The sequence below is a fragment of the Pseudomonas fluorescens group sp. PF-69 genome, from assembly GCF_054481235.1.
The window spans coordinates 6,200,493-6,215,574 of sequence record NZ_JBTMNC010000001.1; the positions used below are offsets into that span (position 1 = coordinate 6,200,493).

General features: G+C 61.0%; 9 protein-coding genes and 1 pseudogene. 2 read left to right on the forward strand and 8 right to left on the reverse strand.

Annotation, left to right across the window (positions count from 1 at the left end):
* Positions 1-53 precede the first annotated feature (53 nt).
* Together ACX3YF_RS28920 and ACX3YF_RS28925 are read right to left on the reverse strand one after the other, a co-directional pair.
* Positions 54-289, reverse strand: a pseudogene (locus ACX3YF_RS28920) (hydrolase); the annotation flags it as partial.
* Between the two features lie 172 nt (positions 290-461).
* Positions 462-1,328, reverse strand: a complete 867-nt coding sequence (locus ACX3YF_RS28925) for a pirin family protein (protein ID WP_458974714.1) — start codon at positions 1,326-1,328, stop codon at positions 462-464.
* Positions 1,329-1,669: 341 nt separating this feature from the next.
* Between ACX3YF_RS28925 and dkgB the strand changes: the two genes are divergently transcribed.
* Entirely contained in the window at positions 1,670-2,473 is an 804-nt protein-coding gene (gene dkgB, locus ACX3YF_RS28930) for a 2,5-didehydrogluconate reductase DkgB (RefSeq protein WP_458974715.1), read from the forward strand.
* A gap of 3 nt (positions 2,474-2,476) precedes the next feature.
* Here the strand turns inward: dkgB and ACX3YF_RS28935 are convergent, their stop codons facing one another.
* From ACX3YF_RS28935 to ACX3YF_RS28955, 5 genes are all read right to left on the reverse strand, one after another.
* A complete protein-coding gene (locus ACX3YF_RS28935; protein WP_458974716.1) occupies positions 2,477-5,716 on the reverse strand; it encodes a transporter substrate-binding domain-containing protein in 3,240 nt (1,079 codons plus the stop codon).
* Entirely contained in the window at positions 5,717-6,343 is a 627-nt protein-coding gene (locus tag ACX3YF_RS28940) for a response regulator transcription factor (protein WP_196585379.1), read from the reverse strand.
* 110 nt (positions 6,344-6,453) lie between these two features.
* Positions 6,454-6,867, reverse strand: coding sequence for a response regulator (locus ACX3YF_RS28945; RefSeq protein WP_130209276.1), 414 nt, complete (start codon positions 6,865-6,867; stop codon positions 6,454-6,456).
* Positions 6,868-7,020: 153 nt separating this feature from the next.
* The gene (gene mgtA, locus ACX3YF_RS28950) at positions 7,021-9,738 is read right to left on the reverse strand and encodes a magnesium-translocating P-type ATPase (protein WP_458974717.1); all 2,718 of its coding nucleotides are present in this window, start codon (positions 9,736-9,738) and stop codon (positions 7,021-7,023) included.
* 568 nt (positions 9,739-10,306) lie between these two features.
* Positions 10,307-10,789, reverse strand: coding sequence for a sigma-70 family RNA polymerase sigma factor (locus ACX3YF_RS28955; RefSeq protein ID WP_458974718.1), 483 nt, complete (start codon positions 10,787-10,789; stop codon positions 10,307-10,309).
* A gap of 556 nt (positions 10,790-11,345) precedes the next feature.
* On the opposite strand from ACX3YF_RS28955, the gene ACX3YF_RS28960 reads away from it, so the two are divergent.
* Positions 11,346-13,808 (forward strand): TonB-dependent siderophore receptor, encoded by a 2,463-nt coding sequence (locus ACX3YF_RS28960; RefSeq protein ID WP_130209282.1) that lies wholly within the window; start codon positions 11,346-11,348, stop codon positions 13,806-13,808.
* A 96-nt stretch (positions 13,809-13,904) separates the two neighbouring features.
* Here ACX3YF_RS28960 and ACX3YF_RS28965 read toward each other — a convergent pair whose 3' ends face one another.
* The gene (locus tag ACX3YF_RS28965) at positions 13,905-15,080 is read right to left on the reverse strand and encodes an MFS transporter (protein WP_448646152.1); all 1,176 of its coding nucleotides are present in this window, start codon (positions 15,078-15,080) and stop codon (positions 13,905-13,907) included.
* Between the last annotated feature and the right edge of the window lie 2 nt (positions 15,081-15,082).

Genomic DNA, 15,082 nt, shown 5'->3' on the forward strand with positions numbered 1-15,082 from the left:
AGTAGTCCTCGCGTGTTATCGATGCCGAGTGGACGTCGGCGTGGGGTAACCGGTCAGCGCCGGGAATCCAGCGATTCGTGTTCGTTAGCCACTTGCCGGGCCTTGAGGTAGCTTTCGATCAACAATTGATAATGCGGCATGGCCTGGGCGTAGACCGCCGCCACTGCTCGGCGTCCGGACGGTTCCACGAGCCTTGCAGCTCAGAAAGCGTAGCCATGATGTCGATGGGCACCACCCCGGCTTGCGCCAAACGGGCAATTGTCAGATCAGTGGCCAGTTTCGAGTGATCGATCAACAGCCATCGCGGCATCGTTGGTATCGATGGTCGGTTTTTGGCCATTGAAGTTGGCCGCATTGACGGTGTTCATGTGCGTTTCCTCTTATCGATAGGCAACAGCCATCCCTGGCCCGGAAACCGGCCCACGCGTCCTGTGCAGAGCGGGTTGTTGAAGCGAAACGGTTTAACCGTGCATCTGGCCGAAGCGGCCGGACTGGAAGTCGGCGAAAGCCTGGTGGATCTCCTGTTCGGTGTTCATCACGAACGGACCGTGACCGACGATCGGCTCGTCGATCGGCTCGCCGCTGAGCAACAGCACCACCGCGTCCGCGCTGGCTTCAAGGGTCAACTGATCGCCCTTGCGATCGAGCAGGGCCAACTGCCCTTGACGCACCGACTCCAGACCGTTGACCTGAACCGCGCCGCGCAAGACCACCAGTGCGGTGTTGCGCCCTTCGTGCAGATCAAGGGTGAGCAACTTGCCGGCATTCAGGCGCAGGTCCCACACATCGATCGGCGTGAAGGTGCGCGACGGCCCTGTGTGACCATCGAATTCACCGGCGATCAAACGCAAGCTGCCAGCGTCGTTGCTCAAGGCAATACTCGGAATGTCGCTATCGAGAATCGTCTGGTAACCGGCATCGGCCATTTTGTCCCTGGCCGGCAGATTGACCCACAGTTGCACCATTTCCAGGGTGCCGCCGCTCCTGGCGAAATCTTCGGAATGGAACTCTTCATGAAGAATTCCCGAGGCGGCGGTCATCCATTGCACATCGCCAGGGCCGATCTTGCCGCCGCTGCCGGTGGAGTCGCGGTGTTCCAGTTCGCCCTTGTAAACGATAGTCACGGTTTCAAAGCCGCGATGCGGATGCTGGCCAACGCCGCGCCGCTGGGTCGTCGGGGTGAATTCAGCGGGACCTGCGTGATCGAGCAACAGGAACGGGCTGATGTGCTTGCCCAGGTTGTCGTAGGAAAACAGCGTGCGAACCGGAAAACCGTCGCCGACCCAGTGGGCCTGTGGACTGGTGTAGATACCGATGATGCTTTTCATGGTGTCTCCTGATGAGGTGAGTGAAGCCATGGACAAAGCTTAAAACCGTGACCTTTGCTGCGCTAGACTGCAAAAACCAGCCTTAGCGTTCTATCTGGAGAACGATGCGCGTGGAAGCGCTTGACCGAGACGGGACTGGCGCAGTGAGCATGTGTGCACCATCAATCTCCTGTGGGAGCGAGCCTGCTCGCGATGGCTCCAGAACAACCACCATCCATGTACCTGCCCGCCCCGGGATTCATGATTTCCAGTAAACATTGCTTTGCCATTGCAGCGGTTTTTCCTTCGGATGCAGACATGGATACTCGCGCCCATTCCCACTGCAACCTCTGGAGTCTTTCATGTCCATCCCCGCATTCGGCCTGGGTACCTTTCGCTTGCAAGGCCAGGTGGTCATCGATTCGGTGCGCACCGGCCTCGAACTGGGTTACCGGGTCATCGACACCGCGCAAATCTACGAGAACGAAGCCGAGGTCGGCGAGGCCATCGCCGCCAGTGGCATCGCCCGTGAAGAACTGTTCATCACCAGCAAGATCTGGGTGGCCAACTTCGCCAGGGAGCGCCTCATCGACAGTCTCAAGGAGAGCCTGCGCAAACTGCGCACCGACTACCTGGACCTGACGCTCATCCACTGGCCGTCGCCGGAAGACCAGGTGCCGGTGGAGGAGTTCATGGGCGCCCTGCTCGAAGCCAGGCAACTGGGCCTGACCCGGCAGATCGGGGTATCGAACTTCACCATCGACCTGATGAAACAAGCCATCGCGGCCATCGGCGCCGAGCACATCGCCACCCACCAGATCGAACTGCACCCGTATCTGCAAAACCGCAAAGTGGTCGAGTTCGCGCAGCGCCAGGGCATCCAGATCACCTCGTACATGACCCTGGCCTACGGCGAAGTACTCAAGGATCCGATTATCCGGCAAATTGCCGAACGCCTGCAGGCGACTCCGGCACAGGTCACCCTGGCCTGGGCCATGCAACTGGGTTACGCGGTGATTCCTTCGTCGACGAAACGCGCCAACCTTGAAAGCAACCTGAAGGCTTGCGAACTGAAGTTGAGCGATGCCGACATGGCATTGATCGCCAGTCTGGATCGCGGTCAGCGCCTGACCAGCCCCAAAGGCATCGCGCCACACTGGGACTAAGCGTCAGCCCTGCTCAAGGCCTTGTTCCAGGCGCCTCATGGCTTGCTGCAGCTGATCGACGGCGACGTCGATCAGTGACGCGTTGCCCTCGCCACACGCACGTTCCAGCTGTTCGCAGCACTCCACCAGATTCATGGCCCGGACCATCAACGCTCCGCCCTTGATCCGGTGCGCCAGCTCCTGCAAGCCATGGTGATTGCCGCTGGCATGCGCCTGCAGCAGGCGTTCGCGATCATCGCGATTGGTCACTGCCAGATCGTGCAACAACTGGGTGATCAGCTCATGATCGGCGCCCACGTAGCGCTCCAGTCCGCTCAAGTCGATCTCGCCGGATGAAGTCGCTTTGACCGGCGCGGCCGGCTCGCTCAAAAACCTTGCGGCCAACCAGGCGCTCAGATCCTCCAACCGAATCGGCTTGAACAGGCAATCATCCATTCCCGCCTCGATACAGCGAATTTTCTCCTCGGGTTGCGCATTGGCCGTTAACCCCAGGATCACCGTCGGCGACAATCCCTGGCAGCGCTCCTCGTCGCGAATCGCCCCCGCCAACTCATAACCACTGAGCACCGGCATGTTGCAGTCGGTGATGACCAGGTCGAATTCGTACTCGCGCCACTGCTCAAGACCTTGCTGGCCATCCTCGGCCTCCAGCACCTGATGCCCCAGCCAGCTCAACTGCCGCGAGAGCAACAGGCGATTGGCCGGGTAATCGTCGACCACCAATATCGTCAGCGGTCGTGTCGGTGCCTGCACGGCACGATCCTCCAGCGCGCTGGCGGGCAGCGGTTGCAGGGCGACCAGTTCAAGGTTGATGTCGACACGGGTACCGCCCCCGAGGGTGCTTTCGAGCTGCAAGCGGCCGCCCATCATTTCGCACAAGGTGCGGCTGATCACCAGCCCCAGCCCGGAACCCTGCCGACCCGATTGCTGACCATTGCCGGCCTGCACGAAGGGACTGAACAAGCGCTGCTGATCGAAGGCGCTGATGCCGATGCCGCTGTCCTGCACTTGCACACTGACCGCCAGACGCTGCGATGACAGCGGATCCACCCGCAGCGTCAGACTGACCTCGCCGTGAGGGGTGAACTTGATCGCATTACTCAATAAATTGGACAGCACTTGCTTGAAACGCGTGGGATCGATCAGCACATCACAGTCGCTCTGTGGGTCGAGCTCAACCCGCCATTGCAGGTTTTTCTGTCGCGCCAGGCCTTCGAAGATCCGACACACCGACAGCACCAACGCCTGCAAACGGGTGCGTTCCGGCGTCAGCGACAGATGCCCGGACTCGATACGGGCGATGTCCAGAATGTCACCGATCAATGCCAGCAATTGTTGGCCGGCATTGGATGCCACTTCGATGGCCGAACGGTCGGTGACACCTTCATCCGCCCGTTTCAGCGCCAGTTCGAGCATGCCGATCAGGGCGTTCATGGGCGTGCGGATTTCATGGCTCATGGTGGCCAGAAACGTGGTCTTGGCCCGGTTGGCGTCGTCCGCCGCGTCCTTGGCGTCCTGCAGTTGCGTCAGCAATTGTTGACGTTGCCGGATCTGCCGACGCTGCCAGACGATCCCTGCCAAAGCGATCAAGAGCAAGACGCCAGCGGCGGCGAACGCCTGGAAAATGCTCTGCCGATGCCGCAGCCAATAGCTCTGCTCGACCATCAGGTCATTGCGCCAGGGCAGTATCAGCTCGTCGATTTCTTCAGGGGGGATACTCAGCAGCGCCTTGTCCAGGATCGAATGCAACTCGGTGGCTTCGCGACTGGTGGCCAGGGTACTGCGCGCGGGGTCGGTGCCCACCGTGCTGGTCACTTGCAGACGATCGCGGTATTGCCGGGAAATCTGGTAGCGGGCGCCGATCAAGGAGTTGATGCTGCCATCGGCCTTGCCCTGGGCGACCATTTCCATGGCCTCCGCCGACAGGGGCGCATCCACACAGCGGATCAACGGGTAGTGCTCCCGAATGTACTCGCTGGCGATGTTGCCCCGGGTCAGCGCGAGGGTTTTTCCGGCCATCTCATCCAGGGTTTTGGGGCTGCCCGGTGCCACCCGCGTCACCAGCACCGAAGGACTGGTCAGGAATGGCCGGGTAAAGAGCAGCGCCTCTTCCCGTCGAGCACTGAGGCCGATCCCGGCCAGCATGTCGATCTGGCCGCTCTTGATGCCCTCTAACATCTCGCTCACCGAGTGCATGACGTGGATGTCGAACTGCATGCCGGTGCGCAGGCCGATTTTCGCCAGGACATCGACACCGATGCCACGAAACCGGCCCTCGCTGTCAGTGAACGTGATCGGCGGGATGTTCGCATTGATCGCCACATTCACGCGCGGGTGCCGGTCGAGCCAACGCTGCTCGGCCACGCTCAATTGCAGTGACTGAGTGCCCGGCATGGACACGCCCCCTGCCCCCCAGCGCCGCAAAATGTTCATCTGCTCATTGGTGGCAATCATCGCCAACGCCTGGTTGACGATGCGCAGTAACGGACGGTTGTCGCGGGTCATCGCAAAAGCGAAGCGACCGGATTCCATGCGCGAGAAGTCGGCCAACTGCACATTGTTGAGGTAGTTCTTGCTGATCAGGTAATGGGCGCTGATCGCATCGCCCAGATACGCATCCGCCTGGCCGAAGGCCACGGCACCCACTGCCGCCAGCGTCGAGGGATAGAGCTGAACGTTCGCGTCGGGGTAGAACTGCTGCACGCTGTGTTCGGGCAGATAGTGGTAGAGCATCGCCAGTCGCTTGCCGGCCAGCGTCGGGTCCGTTATCCGAGGCGCATCGGTCTGGGTCACCAGCACCGGTTGATCGACGGCATAGGCACTGGACATCTGTAACTGCGGGTCCTGAGCCTCATAACCATTGGCCGTGCCCAACAGGTCCGCATGCCCCTCCTTGAGCGCCCGGACCGCTTCCTCCCGGGACTCGTAGCGCTGAACGTCGATCTGCACCTGCAACAGCTGTTGGAGCACACCGGCATAGTCCGCCGTCACCCCTTCCAGCGCATGGCCGGTGGTGGTGATATCGAAGGGCGGATAATCCGGAGCCGAGACGGCCAGCACCAGCCGCCCCTTTTGCTGCAGCCAGCGCGAATCGGCCGCGGACAGCTTGACGCTGTCACCCTCCACGCTTGAGCGCCCGAGCAGGGTCAGCGTTTGCGGCTGCGCGCAGGCACTCGATGCCCACAGGCAAAGTCCCAGCAGCAAAAGGATGCTCAGGTCGCGCAGGCGTCGAAAGATGTTCATTCAGATCAGATGATTGCGCCGGGCAAGATCGCGCAGGTGCACCGGCGAATCGACGTTGAGCTTTTCCGTCAAACGGGTTTTGTAGGTGCTGACGGTCTTGTGGCTCAAATGCATGATTTCGGCGATAGCCTTGTTACTCACCCCCCTGGCCAGGTGCTGGAAGATCGACAGCTCACGGTCCGACAGATTGGCGATCATCTGTTTTTCGCTGCGTTGCAGTGCGCTCAACGACACTGAACTGGAGGGTAACCGGGTGAAATAGGTGTAACCGGACATCACGGCGTGCACGGCTTTATGCAAATGCTGCAGGTCATTGGTCTTGGCGACGAAGGCAGAGGCGCCGGCACGCATGCACCGGTCCTGGAAGAACTCCGGCTCCTGGGACGTGAAGACCACGATCCGGCAAGGCACCTCACCGGTCTTGATCCTGGCCAGCACATCCAGCCCGTCGAGGGACGGAATGTTCAGGTCCAACACCACCAGTTCCGGTCGGTGCTCACGGATCATCGGCAGCACTTCGTTACCGCTGGCCGCTTCGTAAATGCGCTTGTACCCCTCTTGCTTGAGTACGATTTTGAGCGCGCCGCGAATCACCGGGTGATCGTCCACTATCAGCACTGACTTCATGGCTACTCCCTGTGCAACAACACGACGATTAGGCACTGATTACCCATGAGCAAAGCTCGAATTGGACGCAGTAGCTGCGCATAGACTGTTGCATGAAAAGCCTCTGCGAACTACCTGACAGAAATGACAGTGCCGACGAACGGCAGGCGTGGATCGATGATCGCCATCAGGCGCTGGATCGTCCCCGGATCCGGCAGCGAGGCATGGCTGACCTGAATTTTCTGCCGCTCGCAGGCTGGGACAGGCGGCAGTTGCGCCTGCTGGCCGTCGTAGATCAACACGCGATCCAACTGCCGGTTGTCGAGGCAGTAATCCAACAGATCCAGCTTCCCGCCCGGCAGCGCGGCGTTGATGACCAACAGGTCGAATGGCTCGCCACCGTATTCCACCAGGCTCAGCAACTCGTCGAGATTTTGCACTGGCGCTATCCGAAAGTAATTGAGTTGGTTGAACCAGCGCTCGATTCTCAGCCGATTGAAGTGTTGCTCGTCAGCGATCAGGATGCGTAAGGACTTGTTCGACAACGTGCGCCCCCAGAAAGGTGTCAGAAGAGTGAGGGCGCAAGGCTACGGAAGACCTGTCGAGCTTTCTGTAGGACTTTTCCTAAATCCCGTGCCCCGTTGGCGGCGCGTTCTCCCGCAGGCACCGGGCTATCCCGGCGCCTGCGATTGACAGCCTTATTGCCAGCCGAATCGCCGGATGTAGAACCCCTTCACAGCCTGGGTCAGGCCCATGTACGCCAGCAGAATCAACGGCAGGAATACAAAGTACAGCGAGGGCAGTGCCTGCAGTTTGAAGTAGTGCGCCAACGGTCCCATTGGCAGGAAAATCCCCACGGCCATGATGAGGGCGGTCATCACCATCAGCGGCATCGCTGCGCGGCTTTGCAGGAATGGCACTTTCGGCGTGCGGATCATGTGCACGATCAGCGTCTGGGTCAGCAGACCGACCACGAACCAGCCTGACTGGAACAGGGTTTGATGGTCCGGGGTGTTCGCGTCGAACACGTACCACATCAACGCGAAGGTGGTGATGTCGAAGATCGAGCTGATCGGCCCGAAAAACAGCATGAACCGCCCGACGTCGGCGGGTTGCCAGCGCTGTGGTTTTTTCAGCATGTCCGCATCGACGTTATCGAACGGAATGGCAATCTGCGAGATGTCGTAGAGCAGGTTCTGCACCAGCAGGTGCATCGGCAACATCGGCAGAAACGGAATGAACGCACTGGCCACCAGCACCGAGAACACGTTGCCGAAGTTCGAACTGGCCGTCATCTTGATGTACTTGAGCATGTTGGCGAAGGTCCGCCGACCTTCCAGTACGCCCTCCTCCAGCACCATCAGGCTCTTTTCCAGGAGGATGATGTCCGCCGCCTCCTTGGCGATGTCCACGGCACTGTCCACCGAAATCCCGATGTCGGCGGTGCGCAGGGCCGGCGCATCGTTGATGCCGTCGCCCATGAAGCCGACCACATGGCCATTGCCCTTGAGCAAACGGACGATGCGCTCCTTGTGCGATGGCGTGAGTTTGGCGAACACATTGGTGTGCTCCACCGCCACCGCCAGTTCCGCGTCGCTCATGCGTTCGACGTCATTGCCCATGAGCAGGCCTTGTTGCTCCAGGCCGACTTCACGGCAGATCTTCGCGGTGACCAGTTCGTTGTCGCCGGTCAGCACTTTCACCGCCACACCGTGGGCGGCCAGCGCCTTGAGCGCGGGCGCGGTACTTTCTTTCGGCGGGTCGAGGAAGGCGACGTAGCCGATCAGCGTCAGGTCCCGTTCATCCGCCAGGCTGTAGGCGTCACGCCCTTCAACCATCGGCCGCGCGGCCACGGCAACCACCCGCAGCCCTTCAGCGTTGAAGGTCGCGGTCACTTGGCGAATCCGCGCCAGCAGTTCCTCGCTCAGCGCTTCGTCAATCTCGCCATGACGCACCCGCGAGCAGACCGCCAGCACCTCTTCGACCGCCCCTTTACAGATCAGCAAGTGTGGCTGGTCACGCTCGGCCACCACCACCGACATGCGCCGGCGATTGAAATCGAACGGGATCTCGTCAACCTTGCGAAACGCCGTGCCGACTTTCAGTTCACGGTGGATTTCCACGTGTTCAAGCACCGCCACATCCAGCAGATTTTTCAGGCCGGTCTGGTAGTAGCTGTTCAGGTAAGCCATTTCCAGCACATCGTCGGAGTCGTTGCCCCAGACATCGACATTGCGCGCCAGGAAGATTTTGTCCTGGGTCAGGGTGCCGGTCTTGTCGGTGCACAGCACGTCCATGGCACCGAAGTTCTGGATGGCGTCGAGGCGTTTGACGATGACTTTCTTGCGCGACAGGAACACCGCGCCCTTGGCCAGGGTCGAGGTGACGATCATCGGCAGCATTTCCGGGGTCAGGCCCACGGCAATCGACAGTGCGAACAACAGCGCTTCGGTCCAGTCGCCCTTGGTGAAGCCATTGATGAACAACACCAGCGGCGCCATCACGAACATGAAGCGGATCAGCAGCCAGCTGACTTTGTTGACCCCGGTCTGGAACGAGGTCGGTGCCCGGTCGGTGGCGCCGACCCGCTGCGCCAGTGCGCCGAAATAAGTGCTGTTGCCCGTGGTCAGGATCACCACCATGGCCGTGCCCGACACCACGTTGGTGCCCATGAACAAAATGTTGTCCAGGTCCAGCGGGTTGCAGGTGTCGTTGTCCTGTTGGCGCGCAAATTTTTCCACCGGCATCGATTCACCGGTCATGGCCGCCTGGCTGACGAACAAGTCCTTGGCGCTCAGCACCCGACAATCGGCGGGAATCATGTCACCCGCCGAGAGCACGATCAGATCGCCTGGCACCAGTTGCTTGATCGGCAGCTCAATGCGCTGGGCTCCGTGGTCTTCCAGATCCCGCCGCAGCACAGTGGCGGTGTTGCTCACCATGGCCTTGAGGGCGTCGGCGGCCTGGTTGGATTTGGTTTCCTGCCAGAAGCGCAGCAGGGTCGAGAGCACCACCATCGAGAAAATCACGGTGGCGGCCTTCATGTCTTCGGTCAGCCAGGAGATTACCGCCAGCAGGGTCAGCAGCAGGTTGAACGGGTTTTTGTAGCAGTGCCACAGGTGAACCCACCATGGCAGCGGTTGTTCGTGCTCGACTTCGTTGAGGCCGACCTGCTCACGCACGGCTTCGGCTTCGAGTTCACTCAGGCCGTCGGTGTGGCTGCCGAGGGTCTCCAGCAAGTGGCCGGTGTCGCTGATCGCGGCGTTGACCAGGGTTTGTGCAAGGGTGGGCGGGACCTCACGGCTGACCGTGGTGTCGGTGAAATTTTCCAGCAGTGCCAGGCGACGGAAGTGCCGGGCAATGTGGCGGGTGCGCAGGAATCCGGCAAAGAATTCCTTGAGCAGTGTCAGGTTCATGGCAGTTCCCCCAGGGTCGGCCAGGAAACCGTCGAGCAGGCGTGTCGATGCGCCGCGATGACGACACAAAGTCGAACATCACGCACGGTTCAGCGTCGATGAGAGGACGTCGGGAATCCAGCCTGGGCCGGCCGGAATCGGGATGCCGCTGCTCGCTTTACGGCGAGACAACGGCATAAAAAAGCTGCGCGTTATCTTGCCGGGAAGGTGCCGGTTATCGAAACCGGCCGACTACTGTCACTCGAACAAGTACCCACTGTGGGTCTCCGCTATTGATGAAAACGCGCGAAGCTTACGCCCCGGTTTTTGGAGAGTAAACCTGTTACAGAATCTTGCAGGGGGAATCGCGGGGTTCTTCAGGAAGGGTTCAGTTTTCAAGCGTTGCAGTGCTTTTGAGGGCCCTATCGCGAGCAAGCTCGCTCCCACAATGGCCCCTCCATGTAGGCGCGAGCGTGCTCGCGATGGCGGCGTAACAGCCAGCGGAAATGTGAGCTGGCAGCCGCCGGCGCCCCCTGTTGCGCAGCGGCTGCAAGGCTGTTTTTTATGAAAAGAACGGGCAACGGGCCGATCAATTCGCATCCCATTGCCGCATGCGCACCCGGCAGTGCTTCATCGCATTGACGATGTGCTTTTCGACCATGGCCTTGGAAATACCCAGGTGCTCGGCGATCTGCGGGTGGGTCAGACCTTCGATCTTGCGCAGCAGGAAACTCTCGCGGCACAGCTGTGGCAGTTCGGCCAATGCGCGCTGGAGCATGTCGATGCGTTGGCCATGGTCGAGGCTGTTGAGGGGCGATGGACTGACATAGCGCTCTTCGCTGTCCAGCACCTCCAGCGATTCAACCTGGCGCAAGGCATTGCGCCGATGATCATCGATCACCAGGTTCAGCGCGGTGCGATAGAGAAACGCCCGCGGCTGCTTGATCGGCGTGTCACTGGAGCGTTCCAGGACACGCAGGTAAGCGTCATGCACCACATCTTCGGCCACCTGACGGTTGCCGAGCTTGGCGTTCAGGAAACACACCAGCTCCCGATAGTAGTTTTCCAACATGACTCCCGTCCGCACGGGTGCGGTTTCTGTCCTTGGGCGACTTGATCGGACACTGAATCAGGCAGTGGCACGATAGTGGCAATTTGAGGCGCGTAATTTATAGTAATTCTCATGTAGATTTAAAGTAATGCTTTGCCCTGCTCGGAAATAGTCGTGGACCCACGCACCGCTTTCTGTAGGCACGAGCCTGTTCGCGAAAAACGTCAACGATTACGCGAGACAACCTGGCGATACGCGGCGCCCAGACGTCCATCGCGAGCAGGCTCGCTCCTACAGGTTGTTTTTCGCCCCCCGCTCCGCCGTTTTCTGTAGGCACGAGTCTGCTCGCGAAAAACGTCAACGATTACGCGAGACAACCTGGCGAAACGCGGCGCCCAGACGTCCATCGCGAGCAGGCTCGCTCCTATAGGTTGTTTTTCGCCCCACCTGAACCTAAAAACCTCGGCCATTCATCATTCTGAAATTTCTTTTCCGGTTTCGCGCCCACGCCTCGTCTTAATAATAATTCCCATTAACAAAAACTCCGCACGACATTTTTCAGGAGCACAGGCAAGTAATGCGATCCCTTTCACGCCGCACACCTCTCGCGCTGGCCGTTCAGCGCCCGACCCTGCATCGAACCCTGCTGACCGGCATTCTGCTGACCGCCACCCTGCTGGGGAGCTCGATGGCCAATGCGCAACCGGTAAAAGTCAGTATTGCCGTGCAACCACTGTCCAGCGCCCTGACGGAACTGGGCCTGCAGACCAACCTGCAGATCCTGTACAGCCCCGATCAAGTGGCCGGTATCAAGTCCCGTGCGGTGTCCGGGTCGCTGGAGCCTTCCGCGGCATTGGCGGAAATGCTCAAGGGCAGCGGCATTTCGTTCCAGATCAATGGCAACAGCGTCACGCTGACGTCCGGCGGCGCCTCCAGCCTGCAACTGGGCGCGACCACCATTTCCGGCCAGGCCCTGGGACTGGTCACCGAAGACACCGGTTCCTACACCACCGGCGCGACCACCACCGCCACCAAGCTGCCGCTGACCATTCGCGAAACCCCACAGACGGTCACCGTGATCACCCGCCAGCAAATGGACGATCAGGGTGCAAAGAGCGTCGGTGATGTGCTGCGCAACACCCCCGGGGTCTCGGCGCAGAAGTACGACAGTGACCGTACCGAGTTCTCCGCCCGTGGCTTTGCCATCACCAATTTCCAGTACGACGGCGTCAACATCCCTTACGACGGCGTCTACGGTGAAAACCCGAACAACAGCGACGACGCCGCCAGCCTGGATCGGGTCGAAGTCATCAAGGGCTCGACCGGTCTGATGACCGGCGCGGGCGACCCGTCGGCCACCGTCAACCTGGTGCGCAAGAAGCCGACCAAGGATTTCAAGGCGTCGATCAGTGCCACCGCCGGTTCCTGGGACAACTATCGGACCGAAGGCGACATCTCCGGCTCGCTGACCGACTCCGGCAACGTGCGTGGTCGCTTCGTCGGTGCCTATCAGGACAAGGATTCGTACATCGACCACTACAGCCAGAAAAAAGACCTGTTCTACGGCATCCTCGAAGCCGACCTGAGCGACGACACCCTGCTGACCTTCGGCGTCGACAAATCCAGCGCCACCCCGCGCGGCAGTTCCTGGACCGGCAACGCGGTGTACTTCGCCGATGGCGGCCGCACCGACTTCCCGCGCAGTTTCAACCCGGGTGCCGACTGGAGCCGTCGGGATTTCGACAGCACCACCTACTTTGCCTCCCTGGAACAGGCACTGGCCAACGACTGGAAACTCAAGCTCAGCCTCGACCAGAAAACCACCGATCACGACACCCGCCTGGCGTCGGCCAGCGGTGGCAGCCCGGACCGCGCCACCGGTGAAGGCATGTTCCTTTATTGGGGTCGCTGGGAAGGTCATCGGGTGCAGAACACCGCTGACGTGAACGTCACCGGCCCATTCACATTGGGCGGTCGCGAGCATGAACTGGTGGCGGGTTTCATGACCTCCCACTCCCGTCAGACCGGTGCGACCTACGACACCAGCGCCTTCGAACTGGTGCCGGGGAGCATCTATGACTGGAACGGCGACCTGGCGTACCAGGACTTCCCGAAAAACGGCAAGTACGAGCGCACCCAGAGCCAGAACGGCATTTACCTGGCCACCCGCCTGCGCCCGACCGACGACCTGTCGTTCATCCTCGGCGGCCGCCTGAGCACGTTCAAATACAACGAAGATTACCGCTACAACGCCGACGCCGGTCAGGCCGACACCCACGCCAGCTATAAGGAGCACGGGGTCGTCACACCTTATGCCGGTGTGGTCTACGACCTCAACGACACCTACTCGGTCTATGCCAGCTACACCAACATCTACCAGCCACAAATCTACAAGGACGCCAGCGGCAAGACCCTGGACCCGGTGGAAGGCGACAGCTACGAAACCGGTCTGAAAGCGGCCTACCTCGAAGGCCGGCTCAACGCCAGCCTGGCCCTGTTCCGCATCGAGCAGGACAACATCGCCCAATACGTCACCACCGACACGAACACCGGCCAGGACATCTACAAACCGACCTCCCACGCGACCACCAAGGGTGTCGAACTGGAACTGGCCGGCGAACTGGCCGAAGGCTGGAACGTCTCGGCCGGCTACACCTACGCCCGTACCCGCGACAAGGACGAACAACGCATCTACGGCTTCCCGCTGGCCACCACCAAACCGGAACACGTCGTGCGCACCTTCACCACCTATCGCCTGCCCGGCGTCCTGGACCCGATCACGGTCGGCGGCGGCATCAGTTGGCAGAGCGCGTTCTACGGCCAGAGCTCCAGCCCCACCGAAGGCGCCACTTCCCTCAAACAAGGCGGCTACACCCTGGTGGACCTGATGACCCGCTATCAGTACGACGACCACCTGAGCTTCACCGTCAACGCCAACAACGTGTTCGACAAGCGCTACCTGACAGGCCTGGGCAACTTCGGCACCACGTTCGACGGCGAACCGCGCAACCTGCAACTGACCGCGAAGTACAACTTCTGAGCGGGTGAGCCGAAATGAAAAATGCCCGCATTGTGAGAGGCGGGCATTTTTTGTCGTCTGTGATGGCGCCATCGCGAGCAAGCTCCCACGGGTGAATCATCCTTTCAAATGACGATGGCTTTGCACCGCCGAACCCAGTACCACCGCCCCCGCCGCAATCGCCACCCAGAACCCGCTGCGCGCCCCGAAGGCGTCCACCAGCCACCCCGAACTGGCGGCGCCGATTGCCACGCCGATGCTCAACCCGGTGACCAGCCAGGTCAGGCCTTCGGTGAGTTTGGCCGGTGGCACGATTTGCTCCACCAGGGCCATGGCGACGATCAGCGTCGGCGCAAAAAACAGCCCGGCGACGAACACCGCCAGCGACAGCCCGAGGATGTTCACCGCCAGCAGCAGCGGCAAGGTGGTCACCGCCGTCGCCACTCCGCCGTACAGGAACAGGCGCGGCAGCGGCACGTTCGAACGCAATGCGCCGAACGCCAGCCCGGCCAGGCAGGAACCAATGGCATACACCGACAACACAATGCTTGCCGCGGCCGGTTGCCCCTGCTGCTGGGCGAAGGCCACGCTGACCACATCCACTACGCCGACGATGGTGCCCATGGCGACCATCAACAGCATCAGCAACTGAATGTCCCTTGAGCGGATGATCGAGCCCTGATGGTGTTCTTCATGGGGATGCAGCGCGGGCTCGGTGTCGCGTTGCAACACAAACGCGGTCACGCCGATCGCCAGCATCAGTGCCGCTGCCAAGGGCCCGGCCTCGGGGAACGCCACCACGCACAGCCCCACCGACAAGGGCGGCCCGACAATGAAGCAGACTTCGTCCAGCACCGATTCCAGGGCATAGGCCGTTTGCAGTTGCGGCTGACCGCGATAGACCTCGGTCCAGCGCGCCCGCACCATGGCCGACATGCTCGGCATGCAACCAGCCAACGCGGCGAACACGAACAGCGTCCAGTGCGGTGCCTGCAAGCGGGTGCAGAGCAACACCATCAACAGCGCCCCGCCCCCGACCAGCGCCGACACCGGCAGGATCCGCCGCTGGCCAAAACGGTCCACCAGCCGCGACACCTGCGGCGCACAAAACGCCGTGGCCAGGGCAAATGTCGCCGCCACCGCCCCGGCCAACCCATAGCCGCCCTGCAACTGCGAGAGCATGGTGATCAGGCCGATGCCGGTCATGGAAATCGGCATGCGCGCGATCATCCCGGCCAGCACGAACGCGCGGCTGCCAGGAGCGTTGAACAGTTCGCGGTAGGGGTTCGCCATGG